14 protein-coding genes are annotated in these 17564 nt (G+C 66.0%); 4 read left to right on the top strand and 10 right to left on the bottom strand.

Annotated features, from left to right (window positions below; translation table 11 throughout):
* Positions 1-512 precede the first annotated feature (512 nt).
* Both ACFWUP_RS21190 and ACFWUP_RS21185 read right to left on the bottom strand, forming a co-directional pair.
* On the bottom strand, positions 513-1727 hold the full coding sequence (locus ACFWUP_RS21190) for an acyl-CoA dehydrogenase family protein (protein WP_379236801.1): 1215 nt from the start codon (positions 1725-1727) through the stop codon (positions 513-515).
* Between the two features lie 30 nt (positions 1728-1757).
* The gene (locus tag ACFWUP_RS21185) at positions 1758-3155 is read right to left on the bottom strand and encodes an acyl-CoA dehydrogenase family protein (RefSeq protein ID WP_379236800.1); all 1398 of its coding nucleotides are present in this window, start codon (positions 3153-3155) and stop codon (positions 1758-1760) included.
* A 126-nt stretch (positions 3156-3281) separates the two neighbouring features.
* Here ACFWUP_RS21185 and ACFWUP_RS21180 point away from each other — a divergent pair, with 126 nt between their 5' ends.
* Positions 3282-4688: a glycosyltransferase family 39 protein gene (locus tag ACFWUP_RS21180; RefSeq protein ID WP_379236799.1), complete on the top strand. Its 1407-nt coding sequence runs from the start codon at positions 3282-3284 to the stop codon at positions 4686-4688.
* On the opposite strand, the gene ACFWUP_RS21175 is transcribed toward ACFWUP_RS21180, so the two are convergent.
* The gene (locus ACFWUP_RS21175; protein ID WP_379236797.1) at positions 4685-5446 is read right to left on the bottom strand and encodes an alpha/beta fold hydrolase; all 762 of its coding nucleotides are present in this window, start codon (positions 5444-5446) and stop codon (positions 4685-4687) included. The two genes, ACFWUP_RS21180 and ACFWUP_RS21175, sit on opposite strands and share 4 nt — an antisense overlap.
* A gap of 60 nt (positions 5447-5506) precedes the next feature.
* Between ACFWUP_RS21175 and ACFWUP_RS21170 the strand changes: the two genes are divergently transcribed.
* On the top strand, positions 5507-5887 hold the full coding sequence (locus tag ACFWUP_RS21170) for a MerR family transcriptional regulator (RefSeq protein WP_379236795.1): 381 nt from the start codon (positions 5507-5509) through the stop codon (positions 5885-5887).
* 53 nt (positions 5888-5940) lie between these two features.
* On the opposite strand, the gene ftsX is transcribed toward ACFWUP_RS21170, so the two are convergent.
* The 6 genes from ftsX to ACFWUP_RS21140 form a co-directional block, all read right to left on the bottom strand.
* Complete coding sequence (gene ftsX / locus ACFWUP_RS21165) at positions 5941-6843, bottom strand: permease-like cell division protein FtsX (protein WP_379236793.1); 903 nt, start codon at positions 6841-6843, stop codon at positions 5941-5943.
* Positions 6843-7532: a cell division ATP-binding protein FtsE gene (gene ftsE, locus ACFWUP_RS21160; RefSeq protein ID WP_379236791.1), complete on the bottom strand. Its 690-nt coding sequence runs from the start codon at positions 7530-7532 to the stop codon at positions 6843-6845. The genes ftsX and ftsE overlap by 1 nt, the downstream gene beginning before the upstream one ends.
* 54 nt (positions 7533-7586) lie before the next feature.
* Positions 7587-7742, bottom strand: a complete 156-nt coding sequence (locus ACFWUP_RS21155; RefSeq protein ID WP_379236789.1) for a hypothetical protein — start codon at positions 7740-7742, stop codon at positions 7587-7589.
* A complete protein-coding gene (locus tag ACFWUP_RS21150) occupies positions 7729-8586 on the bottom strand; it encodes a mechanosensitive ion channel family protein (protein WP_379236787.1) in 858 nt (285 codons plus the stop codon). The genes ACFWUP_RS21155 and ACFWUP_RS21150 overlap by 14 nt, the downstream gene beginning before the upstream one ends.
* Before the next feature lie 128 nt (positions 8587-8714).
* Entirely contained in the window at positions 8715-9833 is a 1119-nt protein-coding gene (prfB, locus tag ACFWUP_RS21145) for a peptide chain release factor 2 (RefSeq protein WP_379236785.1), read from the bottom strand.
* A gap of 44 nt (positions 9834-9877) precedes the next feature.
* The gene (locus ACFWUP_RS21140) at positions 9878-10624 is read right to left on the bottom strand and encodes a helix-turn-helix transcriptional regulator (RefSeq protein WP_379236783.1); all 747 of its coding nucleotides are present in this window, start codon (positions 10622-10624) and stop codon (positions 9878-9880) included.
* Between the two features lie 21 nt (positions 10625-10645).
* On the opposite strand from ACFWUP_RS21140, the gene ACFWUP_RS21135 reads away from it, so the two are divergent.
* Complete coding sequence (locus tag ACFWUP_RS21135; protein ID WP_379236781.1) at positions 10646-12385, top strand: recombinase family protein; 1740 nt, start codon at positions 10646-10648, stop codon at positions 12383-12385.
* A 6-nt stretch (positions 12386-12391) separates the two neighbouring features.
* On the opposite strand, the gene ACFWUP_RS21130 is transcribed toward ACFWUP_RS21135, so the two are convergent.
* Positions 12392-12775, bottom strand: coding sequence for a hypothetical protein (locus ACFWUP_RS21130; protein WP_379236779.1), 384 nt, complete (start codon positions 12773-12775; stop codon positions 12392-12394).
* Between the two features lie 459 nt (positions 12776-13234).
* On the opposite strand from ACFWUP_RS21130, the gene mobF reads away from it, so the two are divergent.
* Positions 13235-17362 (top strand): MobF family relaxase, encoded by a 4128-nt coding sequence (gene mobF / locus ACFWUP_RS21125; RefSeq protein ID WP_379236777.1) that lies wholly within the window; start codon positions 13235-13237, stop codon positions 17360-17362.
* Positions 17363-17564 lie beyond the last annotated feature (202 nt).

The raw sequence follows: 17564 nt of genomic DNA, 5'->3' as shown, positions 1-17564 counted from the left end.
TGATTGGGGTGCAAACGGTTCCGGTCGGGGTTGCCTCGAGGATGCTGGGGTCACCTCCAGCTCAGGGGCGGTGTGGCAGCTGGTCCAGGCCGCATCGCGCCGAGGAAGGAGGTGGTGGGAGATGGCACAACATCGCCGGTGCAAGACAAAGGCCCCGGTCGACTACGGCATTGTCCTTGCAATGACTGCCGTGATCGCCGGGGCGCTCTTGTTGGTCCGCCGAGTCTGGCTGGCTAGGTAACCCACCAGGGTAGGGCGTCGTGTCCGCGGCGTCCTACCCGCTCAGCATCACTCACGTGATGGTTTCGATCATACTTGACGATGCCCCGGGTGTGTAGCTGTCGGAGTGTCTGGCCGACTGGCAGTAGTCGGCCCACATCTGGGAGCTTCCCACCGCGAACTGCCTGGATGCGGCCTGAGTGACCATGAGTCCGAGTCGGACGGCTTCCGGAAACAAGAAATCCGGTGCGAGTCAGGACGTCGACTCGCACCGGATTTCGTTGTCTACCAGGTCACTTGAGCTCGGAGCTGGTCTTTCCGAGGACGCGGCGAGCCACAATCAGCTGCTGGATCTGCTGGGTGCCTTCGAAGATGTCGAGAATCTTCGAGTCGCGGGCCCACTTCTCGAGCAGGGTGCGCTGGGAGTAGCCGATGGCGCCGGCCAGTTCCACGGCCTTGAGGGTGACGTCGGTGCCGGTGCGGCCTGCCTTGGCCTTCGACATCGAGGCCTCGAGGGAGTTCGGCTTCTTGTTGTCGGCCATCCAGGCGGCGCGCAGGGAGAGCAGGTAGGCCGCTTCGTAGTCGGCTTCCATGCGCAGGAATTCGGCGGCCGCGGCGGACTGGTTCATCGCGGGGGTGTCGTAGGAGATCTCGACACCCGCCTCGGTGAGGACGGCGCGCAGTTCCTCGAGCGCGGCGCGGGTGACGCCGACCGACATGGCCGCCACCAGCGGGCGGGTGTTGTCGAAGGTCTGCATGACCCCGGCAAAACCCTTCTCCACGTTCACTTCCGCCGAGCCGAGGATGTTGTCGGCCGGGATCCGGCAGTCCTGCAGCAGCAGCACCGCGGTGTCGGAGGCCTTGATGCCGAGCTTGTGCTCGAGCCGCGCCACCGACAGACCCGGAGCGTCACGCGGGACGACGAAGGACTTGATCGCGGCACGACCGAGGCTCTTGTCGACCGACGCCCACACCACGATGTGGGTGGCGCGCTCACCGGCGGTGACGAAGATCTTCTCGCCGTTGAGCACCCACTCGTCGCCGTCGAGCACGGCGGTGGTGGTGACGGCGGCGGAGTCGGAACCGAAGGACGGCTCGGTGATCGCCATCGCGGCCCACACCTTGCCGAAGCGCTCGAGCTGCTCGTCGGTCGCCACCGCGGCGATCGCGGCGTTGCCGAGGCCCTGGTAGGGGATGGTGAGCAGCAGGCCCACATCGCCCCACGCGGTTTCGAGGGTGTTCATCAGCGAGGACATGTTGCCGCCGTTGGCATTCGCCGACGGAATGACCGACACCTCGTCGCCACGACCGCCGGACGCGCCACCGATCTGCTGGGTGCCGGAGTCGGCGAGGCCTTCGATCATGGCCGACATGGTGTCGAGCTCGACCGGGTACTCGTGCTCGGCGAGGTCGTACTTACGGGAGATGGGGCGGAAGATCTGCGCGGCGACCTGGTGGGCCTGGTTGGCGCTCGCCTTCAGCTTCTTGGGGAGTTCGAGATTGATCATGAGGGGGCTCCTGGAAGGTGAGAAACGGGCCTAGACCAGCACGATGCCTTCGGCGACACCGACGGAACGAAGGTCGCGGTACCACCGCTCGACCGGGTGTTCCTTGGTGAAGCCGTGACCGCCGAGCAACTGCACGCCGTCCAGACCGATCTGCATGCCCTTGTCGGTGGCCAGCTTGCGCGCCAGCGCCGCCTCACGGGCGAACGACAGACCCTGCTCGGCACGCGAAGCGCCACGCAGCGTGACCAGGCGCAGGCCGTCGAGCTCGATCGCCATGTTGGCGACCATGAAGGCCACCGCCTGACGGTGCGAGATCGGCTCGCCGAACGCCTCACGCTCGTTCACGTACGGGATCACGTAGTCGAGCACGGCCTGACCGGTGCCGATGGCGAGCGAGGCCCAGCCGAGGCGGGCCAGCTGCACCGCGTCACCGTATTCGGCGGCACGGACCTTGGCATCGCCGTCGCCGAGGATGGCATCGGCGCTGACGGCCACGTTGTCCAGGATCAGTCGACCCAGACCGGCGGCGCGCAGACCCATGCTCGGATCGGCTTCCACCGACAGCCCGGCGGTGTCGGACTCGACGATGAACAGCGCGGGGCGCCCGTCGAGTTCGGCTGCCACGATGAACAACTCGGCATCGGCGGCGGCGGGGACCAGGCTCTTCACACCGTTGAGCTTGTAGCCGCTGGGGGAGCGAACGGCCTTGGTCTGCAGCGCGAACGGATCGAACAGAGCACGCGGCTCGTTGATCACGACCGAGGCCTGCGGAACGGCGTCGCCGGTGAAGGCGGGCAGGTAGGTCTGCTGCTGGGCGTCGGTGCCCCACTGCGACAGCGCGACGGTGACCCCGCTGGGGGCGAGGATCGGCAGCGCCAGACCCATGTCGCCGTGCGAAAGAGCCTCGGCCACCAGCGAATTGGTGACGGCGCCGCGCTCGGAAGCCGCGCCTTCGAGCTCCTCTGGCACGTTGATCAGAGTGATGCCGAGTTCGGCGGCGCGCTCGAGCAGATCGCGCGGGGCCTTGGCGGCATTGTCGGCGTCGTAGGCCGCGGGGCGAAGGATCTCGCTCGCGAAGTCACGCACCGTCTCGACGATCATCTGCTGCTCGTCGGTCGGGGTCAGGTCGAAGTAGCCCTTGGTCTTGGACTCGTTGTCGACCAGACGCTTGGGTTCACCGCCGCCCGCCACCTTCGCGAAGGTACGAGTGGCCGCGCCCAGGGTGCGGAACCCGGTCTTGGTGCCCTCGTAGGTGACTCGCTCGATCGGCTTGCGCAGGTTGTACTTGCCCGCGAGCTCCGACCCGGTAATGGTCGTCAAAGCGCGCATCGCGGCGCCCATCCAGTCCCGCTTGGGCTGGCTGAGGCCGACCGCGGACGTGTCGTTCGGACGTCGCTTCGTCGCGCTGTCTCGAGTGCTCATCATCACCTGATTTCCTCGGCTGTCGGGGTGCCTTCGACCCCACCATCTTACTCTTCGGTAAGTCTATCTTACTCCGGAGTAAGAAGCGTTGTGACCCGTCGGAGAATCGGCGGTTTCTGTCACGCTGGTCGGGTGCCCGTCATCGCGTCCGTTTTCGCGCTCGTTCTGCTGATGAGCGCGGGACGCTACGGCTATCACCGCGACGAGCTGTACTTCATGGCCGCAGGTCAGCGGTTGGACTGGTCTTACCCTGATCAGCCGCCGTTGTCGCCGTTTCTGGCCAGACTCATGGCTGCGATCGACCCCGATTCGTTATGTGTCATGAGATTGCCCGCCATCGCGGCGGCCACGTTTGTGGTGGTGTGCGCCGGGTTGATCGCGGGGGAGTTGGGCGGTGGGCGCGGGGCGCGGGCGTTGGCGGCCGGTGCGGTGGCGAGTTCGGCCCTGATGATGGGCGTGGGGCACATGCTGGGGACGACGGTGTTCGACCTGGCGGCCTGGGTGCTGATCTGCCTGCTGGTGTTGAAGCTCGGGCGGGATCGGCGATGGTGGCTGGTGATCGGGCTCGTCGTCGGCATCGGATTGCAGAACAAGGTGCTGTTGATCGTGCCGGTCCTCGTGCTGGCCGGGGCCCTCGCGGTGACCGGTCATCGAAAGCTGTTCGTCACCACATACTTCGGGCTCGCTGCCGGTCTGGCGCTGGTGTTGCAGCTGCCGTATCTGTGGTGGCAGGCAAGCAACGGGTGGCCGCAGTGGGAGCTGAGCCGGGCGATCGCCGGTGGTTCGTCGGGGACCTCGGATTCGCCGGTCATGTTCGTGCTCTTGCAGTTCGGGTTGTTCGGGGTGGTGCTGGTTCCGCTGTGGGCGTATGGGCTGTGGCGGCTGTGGAACTCGCCGTGGCGAGCGTTTCCGCTGACCTTCGCGGTGCTGTTCGTGGTGTTTCTCACGACCGGCGGCAAGGCCTATTACCTCGGTGGGATGTATCCGGTGCTGCTCGCGGCGGGGGCTGTCGGATTGTGCCGGTGGCTGGGTTCGGACCGGAAACGCTGGGCGGCAGTCACTTCCGTGCTCGTGATCAACGCGATGATGTCGGCGTTGCTGTTCCTGCCCGTGCTGCCGGTCGCGTGGCTGCGCGACTCGCCCATCCTCGCGATCAACTACGACGCGGGTGAAACCATCGCCTGGCCCCGCTACGTCGAACAGATCGCCGCCGCCCACCCGCCCGGCGCCTCCATCCTCACCGCCAACTACGGCGAGGCAGGCGCGATCGAGCGCTACGGCGACTCCCTACCCACGCCACACTCCGGCCACAACGCGTACTGGTGGTGGGGACCCCCGCCGGACTCGGCGACAGAGGTCCTCACCGTCGGCATCGACCACGAACGACTCACCGAACTCTGCTCGACCGTCGAGCCCGCAGGCGTACTCGACAACGGCCTCGGCATCGACAACGACGAACAGGGCGCGCCGATGTTCATCTGCCGCAATCCGATTCGGCCCTGGTCGCAAGTGTGGCCGCAGCTACGCACGCTCGGTTAGAGCCCGTGCCGGTCGAGGAAACCGGTCAGCAGCTTCTGCCACTCGTCAGGACGCTCGACCATGACCACGTGCCCGGCCTCGATTTCGGCGTACTCGGCACCGGGTATGCCCGCGGCGAGTGCCCGCGAATTGACCGGGTCTACGAGGAGGTCGGCGGTAGTGGCGACGACGAGGGTCGGGACCGAGAGGCCGGCGAGGTCGGCGGTGGTGTCGACGGTTTCGATCAGGGCAGCCTGTTGGCGCGTGCCGCCGGGGATCGAGTCGGCGGTCTGCCGGACCATCGTGTGGACGGTCGCGGCCGGGAGGCCGTTGACGAAATCGGTGGAGAACCCGGTCAGCAGGACCAGACGGGCGAAGGATTCGTGCGCGCCCTGGTCGAGAAGGTCCTGCCAGGCCTGCACGGCCAATCGTGCTCGATTGTCGGGTGCGGCCAGCCCGGCGGTGAGCAGGAGACCGGTGACGCGTTCGGGATGACGTGCGGCAGCGCGCACAGCCACCGCGGTACCGAGCGAGAAACCGACGATGGTGAAGGTCTCGACACCGGCGTCGACGGCGGCCGCGACCAGGGCGTCGGCGAGGTCATCGAGGGTCAACGGGGTGTCGTCGCCCGGATAGTCCGGGGCGACCACGGTGTGCCGGGCCGCGAGGGCGGGGATCACGGCGCCGAAATTGCTTTCGATCGAGCCACCCCCGCCGTGCGCGAGAAGGATGCCGGGGCCGGAGCCGTGGACGGTGGTTTGGAGCGGAATTGTTGTCATACCGGCGACGTTAGGGATTGACATGGGTGTGAAGGTCAAGCCGAACGTGCCGGTGATCACATGCTGATCGGCGAACTGGCGCAACGTACCGGGGTCGCCACGCGGCTGCTGCGCTACTACGAGGAGCAGGGATTACTCCATCCGCACCGCGACAGCAACGGCTATCGCAGCTATCCCGAGTCGGCGCCCGAGACGGTCGCCCGGATCAGGGAACTGTTGGCAGGCGGTCTGAATACCGACGATATCGCCTTGCTCATGCCGTGCGCGCAGGACGACGGGCCGGTGCAGGCCTGCGAGATGTCGGTGCGGGTCATGGCTGATCGGAGCGCCGAATTGGACCGGCGGATCGCTGATCTGGACCGTCAGCGCGCTCATCTCGCCGCGCAACTCGATGCGAGCCTGACTCACACGGGGTCGCGCGGGAATTACGCCCGTGAGTGACGCGCGCCCGTGAGTGGAGTCCACTCACGGGCGTCGGACAGGAACGGGCCGTTTTATTCGCGCACGTAGTAGCGCAGGGTGAGATAGGCCGTGACAGCGGCGAAGACGATGCCGACGGGCGCGATCGTCAGGGCCACCACCGCGATGTCGTCGCCGGTGATGCGCGGGAAGACATTGCTGTCGAACAGCGGACCGAGGGCCCGGTCGATCACCAGCGGGCGGGCGATCACCAGGCCGAGTACCGCGAGAACCGAGCCGACGAACGCGGCCGCGACCGCTTCGAGGAGGAACGGTAGCTGGGTGTACCAGCGGGTCGCGCCGACCAGGCGCATGATGCCGACTTCCGTGCGCCGGGTGAACGCGGCGATCTGCACCATGTTCAACACCAGCAGCATCGCGGCCAACGCCATCACCAGCGCCAAGCCGAACGCCGCATTGCGTAGCCCGTCGAACAGACTGGTCAGCCGGTCGACGAACTCCTTGTCGTTTGCCACGATCCGCACACCCGGCCTGGTCGCGAAACTGTCGTAGATGTGCTGATACTGATCGGCATCGGTCATCTTCACCCGCAACGAAGCAGGCAGCGGCGAATCGGCGATGTACTGCACCATCTCCGGCTGATCCGCGAACAGCTTCTTCGCCTCTTCCAGCGCGTCGGCGCGGTTGAGGAACTGCACGCTCTCCACGCCCGAGGTCTGCTTGAGGTCGGCGAGCAGCACCTTGCAGGGGTCGGCGGCGCAGTCGGGATCGGTGTCGGAGACCGCGTCGTCGAGGTAGAAACGCACCTCGAGGCGGCCGATGAAGAAGTTCTCGGTCTTGTCGGCCATCCGCACCGACAGCAGGCCGCCGCCGAGCATCATCAGCGACACCGCCGTGGTCAGGATCATCGCGATGGTCATCGTGAGATTGCGGCGCAGGCCGTCGATAACCTCGGTGAACAGGAAACTCAGTCGCATTATCGACCCACCCCGTAGACGCCGGTCGCTTCGTCGCGCACGACTCTGCCCTGGTCGAGCTCGACCACCCGCCTTCGCATGGCGTCGACAATGTGGTTGTCGTGGGTCGACATCAGCACCGTGGTGCCGACGCGGTTGATCCGTTCCAGCAGCGCCATGATGTCGGCGCTGGTGTCGGGGTCGAGGTTGCCGGTCGGCTCGTCGGCGAGCAGCACCAGCGGGCGGTTCACGAACGCGCGCGCGATGGCCACCCGCTGCTGCTCACCACCGGAGAGCTCCGAGGGCAACCGCTGCCCCTTCCCGCCGAGCCCGACCATGTCGAGCACCTCGGGGACCGTCCGTTCGATGAACTGACGCCGCTTGCCGATCACCTCCAGCGCGAAGGCCACGTTCTGCTCCACGGTCTTCTGCTGCAACAGCCGGAAGTCCTGGAACACGCAGCCGATCCGCTGCCGCAACTTGGGCACCTTGCGCCCCGGCAGCCGGTCGACGCGGAAGTCCGCGACCCGGATCTCGCCCGACGTCGGCGCCTCTTCCTTGAGCAGCAGCCGCAGGAAAGTCGACTTGCCCGAACCGGACGGGCCGATGATGAAGACGAACTCGCCTTTTTCCACATCGACGGAAACATTGTCCAGCGCGGGCCGTGTCGAGGTCGGATACGACTTGCTCACGTTGCGCATGCTGATCACGAGGGGTCAGTGTAATCAGCTACGGGGCCGCTTCCGCCGGACCCGACGCGCCGATCAGCGCTCGGGTTCGGCATTCACCCAGGTCGGAACGGCATTGAGGAACGATGTGGAGCCATCCGGCGTCGTCTCCGTCGGTTTGACGAACACATAGACGACGAACGTCGACAGCCACGCCGCCATCAGGATCGCTGTGGACTTACGTGGTTTCACTGATTCCCTCCTTACGCAGGGCCGCGGCGACGCGCACGCGCAGTTCGCGGCCCACTTCGAATTGTTTGCCTGGCAATGTGCGGGCAACCATCCGGATGTTCATCACATCCATCGACAGATCCTCGACGCCCATCACCGACGGCTCGTCGAGCAGCAGCGGCTTGAGCCGCCGGTCCTCGTAGGCCTTGGTGCAGACCGCGTGCAGGATCTCGTTGATCTTGGTGATATCGGCCTGCGCCGACACCGGCACGTCGATCGCGGCGCGCGCCCAGTCCTTGGACAGGTTGGTGACCTTCACGATCTGCCCGTTGGGGACGATGATCACCTCGCCGTCGGAGTTGCGCAGCGTGGTGATGCGCAGGGTCACGTCCTCGACGGTGCCCTCGGCCGGATCGGCGGAACCGGTGACCGCGATCTGCACCACGTCACCGAAGCCGTACTGGCGTTCGGTGATCAGGAAGAACCCGGCCAGGATGTCCTGGACGATGCGCTGGGCACCGAAACCGAGCGCGGCACCGAGCACCGCGGCGGGGGCGACCAGACCTGTCACCGAAAACCCGAGCCTGCGCAGCACTTCCATGCCGACCAGCACATACACAATGGTCAGCACCACCCACGTGACCACCTGGGCCAGCGCGTGGCGGTGCTTGGCCGCTTCGGTGCGGACCAGGGCATCGCTGGTCTGGAAGGTCGAGTCGATCTTGGTGGTCACCCGGTCGCGCAGGAACGCCGCGAACCGGCCGAACAGCATCGCGCCGACGATCAACAGGACGATCTCGAGCCCACTGGAACGCATCCAGTCGGCGATCTCGGGTCCGCTGTCGGCCGCGAGGACGTGGGTCATCGCGTCTCCTTCATGGACCTGCACAGGCACAGTTTCGGTTCGGTCGAACACACACAAGAAAGGTTACAGGTCGGTCACGGCTTGTCGTCAAACGTGCTCTGGCGCACCATTTGTGAGCGAACAGCTGGCTACGCGTCGGCCTGATCGCGCATGCGCCAGCGGATACCGGACTCGATGAACCCGTCGATGTCACCGTCGAGGACGGCGGTCGGGTTGTTGACCTCGTGGTTGGTGCGCAGATCCTTGACCATCTGGTACGGGTGCAGCACGTAAGAGCGCATCTGGTTGCCCCACGAGGCGCCCTCGTTGGTCTTGAGCGCGTCCATCGTGGCGCGCTCCTCCTGGCGCTTGCGTTCGAGCAGCTTGGCCTGCAGCACACGCATGGCCGAGATCTTGTTCTGCAGCTGCGACTTCTCGTTCTGGCAGGTCACGACGATGCCGGTGGGAATGTGGGTCAGGCGCACCGCGGAGTCGGTGGTGTTGACCGACTGGCCGCCGGGGCCCGAGGAGCGGTACACATCGACCCGGATCTCGCCCTCGGGGATCTCGATGTGGTCGGTGGTCTCCACCACGGGCAGCACCTCGACCTCTGCGAAGGAGGTCTGGCGGCGGCCCTGGTTGTCGAACGGGCTGATCCGGACCAGGCGGTGCGTGCCCATCTCGATCGAGAGCGTGCCGTAGGCGTAGGGCGCCTTCACCGCGAAGGTGGCGCTCTTGAGGCCGGCTTCTTCGGCGTAGGAGGTGTCGTAGACCTCGACGGTGAACTTGTGCCGCTCGGCCCAGCGGATGTACATGCGCATCAGCATCATCGCCCAGTCGGCGGCGTCGACGCCACCGGCGCCGGAACGGATGTTGACCAGCGCGTCACGCTTGTCGTACTCGCCCGAGAGCAGGGTGCGCACCTCCATCGCCTCGATGTCGACGCGCAGTGCGACGCGCTCGGTATCGGCGTCGGCGGTGGCTTCGGCGGCCGCGGCGTCTTCCTCGGCTTCGGCCAGCTCGTAGAGCACCGGCAGGTCCTCGAGGCGCTGGCGCAGCTCTTCGACGCGGCGCAGTTCGCTCTGGGCGTGTGAGAGCTCGCTGGTCACCTGCTGGGCGTGGTCCTGGTTGTTCCACAGCTCCGGATCGGCGGCCTGATGCTCGAGTTCGTCGATGCGGCGGCGTAGCTCCTCGACATCGAGGACCGACTCGACCGTCTTGAGCGTGGTGTCGAGTTCGGCGAGGTCGGCGATAACGTCAGGATGCACGATTTCCTAGGCTACCGGTCGGGTCCGACACTGCGAAGCCTTGGTCAGCTTGCGATGGCGCGCAGGCCGCCGGGGCGGCGTCCGAGCAACTGGTCCAGGGCGTTCGCGCTGGCTTCGTCGGCGGGGAGCAGGACGTAGAGGGACTGGTCGTCGTCGATGGACAGATCCAGTGATTCGTAGGCCAGGCGCAGTATGCCCGCTTCGGGGTGGCTGAGAGGGTTGATCCCGCCCGACGGTGGCAGTCCGGGCAGCGTCGCGAGCCGGTCGGTGAAGGCGCTACCTGCGGTGACGGTGAGTTCGTCGATCAGGGTGGCGACCATCGGGTCGGCACGGAACGGGCCCTGTTTCAGCGCGGCGACCAGCTTGTCGGCGGCCGCGTCCCAGTCCGCGTACAGCTCGCGGGCACCGGGATGGGTGAAGACGAACCGGGCCAGGTTGGCGGGTTCGCCCTGCTCGAACAGACCGCTGGGCGTCATCAGTTTCCGATAACCCTCGGTGCAGGCCAGGACTTCGGTGAAGCGGTTGGTGATCGCGGCGGGTGCGGGTTCGAGTTGGGCGAGAATGGCGAGGATCGTCGGGCGCACCGTGCGGTTGGGGCCGTTCTCGGCGGCACCGCAACTGAAACCGGACACGCCCTTGCTGAGTTGATGCAGGTGCACGCGTTCTCGCGGACTCAGCCGCAAGGTCTCGGCGAGTGCGGAGAGCACCTGAGAAGAGGGGTGGCTGTCGCGGCCCTGTTCCAGGCGGATCAGGTATTCGACGCTGACGCCGGAAAGGTACCCGTTATGCACTCCTTCTCATAAAATTTGTACATGACGCGATCGAAGACAAAGACCCAGGTCGAGCCCGCTTGGCTCACCGAGATCAACACCGGTTTGGCGGCTGCTGTGGCCGATGTCGACCCCGCTCAGTGGGTGTACGGCTACGTCCGTATCTCGCGCGATGAGAAGGACCGCGCCGAGGGTGTTCACCTGCAAGCCAAGAACCAGGTCAAACGGGCCAAGCGCAAGAATCTGGCGTTGGCGCGGATCTGGTGTGACAACGACATGTCCGGGGCCGACACTGACCGGCCCGCGTTGCGGGAAGTGCTGGGGTTGGTGACCGGTGGTCCGGCCAAAGTCGTGCTTACTCGTGACGTGGCTCGGTTGACCCGTGACTACGACCTGGGCAACGAGTTAATGAAGCTGGGCCGTGATGAGGGTGTGCGGTACTGCTTCGTCAACGCCACCGACTACGACCTGACCACCGGCGCGGGTCGCAAGAATTTCATGGTCGCGGTGGCGGAGGCGGTCGAGTACCGCGAAGTCAACACCGAGAACCTTTTGGAGCGGATGAGCGAAGAAGCCGCGAAAGGAGTCATGCAAGGAGGCTCGCGCCGCTTCGGATACGGGAAGGTGGCCGGGACCCATCCGATCACCGGTGCCGAGATCCTGGACCGGTGCGCGTTGCGTGACGAGGAAGTGGAGGTATTGCGGGAGGGCCGTGATCGGCTCATCAACGGTGAGACTCAGACCTCGATTGTGACCGACTGGAACGCGCGGGGTGTGACCACTGCCGAGGGCGAACTGTGGGGTGTGGGCAGGCTCGCCAGGCAACTGCTGTTGGAAGCGTATGTGGCGTACGACCAGGGTGAGCACACCGACGCCAACGGCGACCGCTGCGAATGCCTGAACAACCCCGAAGGCAACGGCACTCGCGTCCACGAGCGCAGCGGTACCCGTCATCGCGGGCAGTGGCCCGCGATCTTCACTCGTGCCGAACACGACGCCATGCGTGCGGCGGTAACCGCGCACCGCCGGTCCAAGAACCCCGAGCGACCACGCCAGCGCAACGCCTTCTACTGGTTGACCGGGTTGGCCGAGTGCGGCGGCACCTGGAGAGAGAACACCGACCGCGCTGGGCAGTACTGCGGGGGTTGGTTGGTCGGTTCGGCACTGGAACGCACGCGCAAGAGTGGGCCCCCGGTGATTCAGCGCCGCTACGGTTGCCGGTCCAAGGACGCGCGCAAAGTCGTGTGTGCGTGCGGGCGGGTCTTCCGCGACGCGGACGCGTTGGAGACGTTCGTCGGGCAAGCGGTGATCGCCGAGTACGAGAACCCTGACATCCTCGCGCGTCTGGATCGCGGAAACGACAACGCCGAACAGATCGCGGCACTACAGAAACGGATCGAGACCACCGCAGGCAACCTCGACGCCGAGGCCGACCGCCGCACCGAGGTGTTGAGCGGTGCGGGGGACGAGTTCGACTTGCGGGTTATCGACCGCACCATCACCGGACTCAAAGCCAGCTTGAAGACCATGCGTGCCGAACAGGATTCGTTGCGCTCGAGTCAGGCGCTGGCGGTGTTGGCCGACATCGGCTCCACACCTGGGGAGTTGCGCAAGGCATGGGCCACCAAGGGTTCGCGGTGGCGGCACGAGGCCGCCGCCCGCGTGATCGAGAAAGTGATCGTGCGGCCCGCGAACATCTACGCCGCGAAGTGGGAAGACCAGAACGGGCGCGTGTGGCGGTTCGACAAGTCCTCAGTCGAAATCGTCTGGCGGCAGTTGTGACCGGACTCAGATGTCGTCGCGGCGGCGGCGATCGCGGTCGAGGGAGTCGATCGCGTTGCGCAAGAACAGCGCCAGTGAATCGAGCACGACGGGATCGGTGATGCGAGGCGATAGCCCCTGCCGCATCCTGCTTTCAGCGACCCAACGGCGTGTGGCTTCGCTGGTCGGTCCGATCAGCGCGAGCCCGTGCCCATCGGTGTTGTCCTGCGTTGCGGGTCGCTGTTGCGTCGCTGCGGTATCGGAGTCCGCGCCATCGGTGGCCGCACTGTCGGCCGGTGCCGAGGCTGCCGGGGAGTCGGTGACCGGCAGAGCCTGCTCGTCAGGTCGGCCCGACTGAGAGACACCGGACCGGCCTGTGTGTGGACGAACTTTTCTGTTGTGAAGGGACATTTGTGTTCCTTTTCAGTAGATCGACGTGTCCCCTGATCTCGCGGCTCTTCCGCGTCCCAGTGTGCCATTGGTCGAAAGTCGGCCAAGTATGCAAATTTCGGTACCGGGAGGGGCGCCCGGTCGGTGCCGCCGCCCCCGCGCGCGCGCCCGTCCGCCCGGCGCGCCGGATTCATCACCTCAGACCTACCGACCCCATCCCACCGGTACCCAACACATCGCACTCACACCCAAACCCACGCAACACATCCCACCCCACCCCACCCCATCAATGCCCCACCCTCGCAACTAAACTCACCCTCATTTCTACATACCCCCTACCCCTATTTTTCGCTCCTTCACATTCAGACATCTTTCATCTCAGGATCACTGTTTGGTAACGTCCTGCGGAAACGCTGTCTGCGCAAGGATTCACAGACTAGGTCGCCTTGAATTCGCCCGTTTTGGGTGTCTCATGGAGGCATGGTCGCGACCATGCACAAGGTCGCCGCAGGCAACGGCTACGAGTACTACCTGCGCAACACCGCCGCCAACGACACCACAGCGCGCGGGCGCGCCTCGCTGTCCGACTATTACAACGAACACGGCGAAGCCCCCGGAACCTGGCACGGCAGCGGACTTTCCGACCTCGACATCACCCCCGGCGACGAAGTCACCGAAGACCAGATGAAGTTTCTGTTCGGTGCCGGGATGCACCCGAACGCCGACCAAGTCCGCGAACGCGTCCACGCGCACCACCTCGCGGCCGGAGTACGCCCCGCCTACGCCGCCCGATTGGCCGACAAAGCAACCAAACTCGGCAACAAGTTCGCCGTCTATTCGACTACTTCGGACTTCCCCGCCGCCACCGCGCAGGCATACCGCGACTACAACACCGCCCAGGGCGAGTGCGTCACCGCCCATATTCCCGACCCGATCCGCGCGCAGATCCGCACTGATATCGCGACCGAAATGTTCACCACCGAGTACGAGCGTGCCCCGTTGGACCCGCGTGAACTGTCGGGATGGGTCGCGAAGAACTCGCGCCCGGACCGCACAGCGGTCGCCGGGTTCGACTTCACGTTCAGCCCCGTCAAGAGCGTGTCAGGGTTGTGGGCAGTCGCGACACCGCAGCTGGCGCACACCATCGAGACCGCTCACCGTGCCGCGATCACCGACGCGTTGGCGTGGTTGGAGAACAATGCGCTGTTCACCCGGTTGGGGCGCAACGGGGTTCGACACGTCGACGTGCAAGGAGCGGTCGCCGCGACATTCGACCACCGCGATTCCCGCGCGGGTGACCCGGACCTACACACCCATGTTCTAGTCGCCAATCGGGTCCGCACACCGGATGGCAAATGGCGCACCGTCAACGGCACCGTGATTCACGAAGCGGTGGTCACGGTGTCCGAAATCTATGACACCCGCCTCGAACACCACCTAGAAACCGCGCTGAACGTGCAGTTCGAAACCCGCACCGACCGAACCCCCGACCAAGTCAGAGTCCGCGAAATCGTCGGCTTCCCACTGCCATTGATCCACCACTGGTCCCGGCGTACCGCCGTGATCGCCGACCGCCTCGACACCCTCACCGCCGCATTCCAAACCACGTTCGGGCGCGAACCAACCCCCAGCGAAGTCCACGACCTCGGCCAACGCGCCACCCTGGAAACCCGCCCCCGCAAGCACGCTCCGGGCTCACGCACCGAACAACGGGCGAGCTGGCGCGCCGATGCCGCCGCAGTGCTCGGCGGGATCGATGTTGTGGACAACATCGAAGCCCGTGTCGTAGGTGTTTCGCGCGTGCCGCGTCCGGCACCGGATCGCGCGTTCATCACCCACCTCGCCGACCAAGCCCTAGCCGCAGTGTCGGACAAGCGCGCGACCTGGCGGGTGTTCAACCTCCGTACGGAGGTTGAACGACAAATCCGCGGGAACATCGCCCCCACCGAATGGGCCGACGCCACCGAAAAAGTCCTGGCACAAGCGCTGTCACCGTCATCAACGGTCGCGCGCGGTGACCCCGACCTCACCGAACAACCCGACCTCCGCGCGGTCCCGGCGTGGTTACGTCGCCGCGACGGCACCCCGATCCACACCCGCGCGAACTCCCAGATCTACACCACCGAATCTACCTTGGCCGCCGAAGCCGAACTGATCGCGCTGTCGGTCGAGCCCGGTGGAGTCATCCTGAACCCCGGATTGGTCTCGCGCGCGGTCTACGAATACAACACCGCCCACCCCGACCGACCCTTGAACCCCGGCCAGATTCGGGTGATCGAATCGTTCGCCAGCGCCGGAATGCGTGTCCACACCGCCAACGCCCCCGCCGGAACCGGCAAAACCACCGCCATGCAAGTCCTGGCCACCGCGTGGGAATCCGGTGGTGGAACCGTACTCGGAATGGCACCCACAGCCGCCGCCGCGTCCGTGCTGGGCGACTCGATCGGCACCCGCGCCGAAACCGTGGACAAACTGTTGCACGTCATCGACGCCCACCGCCCCGACAACGCCAGCGAGAACCTGCCGTTTCTGCCGCAATGGGTCCTCGACATCGACGCGACAACGCTGGTCATCGTCGATGAACACGTCACCCTGCCGACCACCAAACGCCTGCAATTGCTGCGGTATCTGGCCGGACGCGGTGCCACTGTGCGCTGTATCGGTGACGACCGACAGCTCTCGGCAATCGATGCCGGGGGCGTCCACACCGACATGACCCACGCCGCACCCGAGCAAGCACCCACGCTCACCGAGGTTGTGCGGTTCGCCCAACGCGGCGAAGCATTGGCCTCGACCGGCTTACGCGAGGGTGACCCGCTCGCATTGGCGTGGTACCTGGACAACGGCCGCATCCACGCCGGACACCTCGGCACCGTCTACGCCGACGCCTACCGAGCGTGGGCCGCCGACATCGCCCACGGATGGGATGCGGTGATGTTGGCACCGACTCACGACATCGTGTCCGCGTTGAACGTGCGCGCCCGCGCGGACAGGATCGCGCGCACCGCTCCCGCGATCACCGCTGCCGGTGTACCCGACCCGCATGTGTTCCTTGCTGACAGGTTGGTGGCCTCAGCCGGTGACATCGTGCGTACCCGCCGCAACGACCCCCGCTTGCGGGTCGGTGCCCGTGATTGGGTGCGCAACGGCTACTCCTGGACCATCCGGCAAGTGCATTCCGACGGCGCGGTCACCGTCGCACGGCGCGTGCAGGGTCGCGATACCGACGCGGTGGTGCGGTTGCCGGGGGAGTACGTGCACGAACATTTGCACTTGGGCTATGCCGCGACCATCGATTCCGCGCAAGGTATCACCGCGGATTCCTGCCACGTCGCGCTGTCCGGGCGGGAGTCGCGCCAACAGTTCTATGTCGCGATGACGCGCGGACGCCAGGCCAACCACGCCTACATCGCGACCGCGCTCGACGGCGACGAGGGCGATATCTACACCGTGCCCGCGCACTACCCGCGTACCGCCGTCGAACACCTGCACCACGTCTTGGACCGAGACGGCGCACGCACGTCCGCTCACACCGAACTCCGTGACGCGCTCGACCCCGCACGCCGGATCGGCCGCGCGGTAGACATCTATCTCGACACACTCGGCATGACCGCCGAAAACGTTATCGGCACAACACGACTCGACGCCATCGACCGCATCGCCGAACGACTCGTACCGGGACTGACCGGCAGCCCCGCCTACTCGGTCCTACGCCAACACCTCGCCATGCTCGCCCTGTCCGGGGCAGACCCCGTCACCGAACTGCGCACCGCCATCGCTGCGCGTGAACTCGACACCGTGACAGATCCCGCCGCCGTACTGGACTGGCGACTGGACCCCACCGGTAACCATTCCGCCGGACCCGGACCGTTGGCGTGGACACCAGGACTACCTACCGAGGCCCCAACCTCCGACGCAGAGACCGCCCCCGTGCAGGCCCGCGAACGGATTGTCGCCGAACTCGCCCGACAGGTCAGCGACACCGCCCGCGCCTGGACCACCGCTACCGCCCCGAAATGGGCGCGACCACTGCTCGGTACCGATCCCGAACTCATTGCCGACCTTGCCATTTGGCGTGCGGGATTACACGTCCCGGAGTCCGACCCCCGCCCGACCGGACCCGCCCGATACATCGCGATCGAACGCGCGCACCAACAACAGTTGCACCGCCGCATCCTCGAAGTCGACGGCAACACCCGCCTACCGCAGCACCGATGGGCCGCCACCGTCGACCGCATCGACCCCCGCATCAGCACCGACCCCACATGGCCGATCATCGCCACCAACATCGACGCCGCCGCCCGCGCCGGCCTCGACATAGAAAACCAGCTCACCAATGCCGCCGGCGCCCGCTCGCTACCCGACGAAATGCCCGCCGCCGCACTCTGGGCACGCCTGGAAATCGCCGACACCGACCTGGCCGCCGCCACACCCGACCCGACCAAGCACACCCACGAACCGGACCTACAAGCGCGAACCATCACCAACGCCGTAGACGCCGCACTAGGTGACACGCATGCAGACTGGTCCGAGACTGACACCACCGCCGACGAGTTCGAATCCACCGGTCGGAAACCTGACTCCGGCTACGAAGTCGACTGGTTGTAGCGCCGACAAACCACCAGTTCCAGCTGTCCGAACATGGAGGCGGCGGTCGACCTCCACAGTTGACCCGAGTTGGCTCATTTGCTTAGTGCCTGAGTTTTCCCGTGCTCGAGCGCAGCCAACAGCGCCTGCTGTTGCGGGTTCACCGCGGGCGGGAAGGTTTGCTGGGTCCCGTTGATCGCGATCGTCGCTGAACGCAGCACAC

Source organism: Nocardia sp. NPDC058658, assembly GCF_042716665.1.
In the GTDB taxonomy this organism is placed as follows: Bacteria; Actinomycetota; Actinomycetes; order Mycobacteriales; family Mycobacteriaceae; genus Nocardia.
The sequence above is the reverse complement of the archived record's forward strand: the minus strand, read 5'-3'. Positions and strand labels throughout refer to the sequence as shown.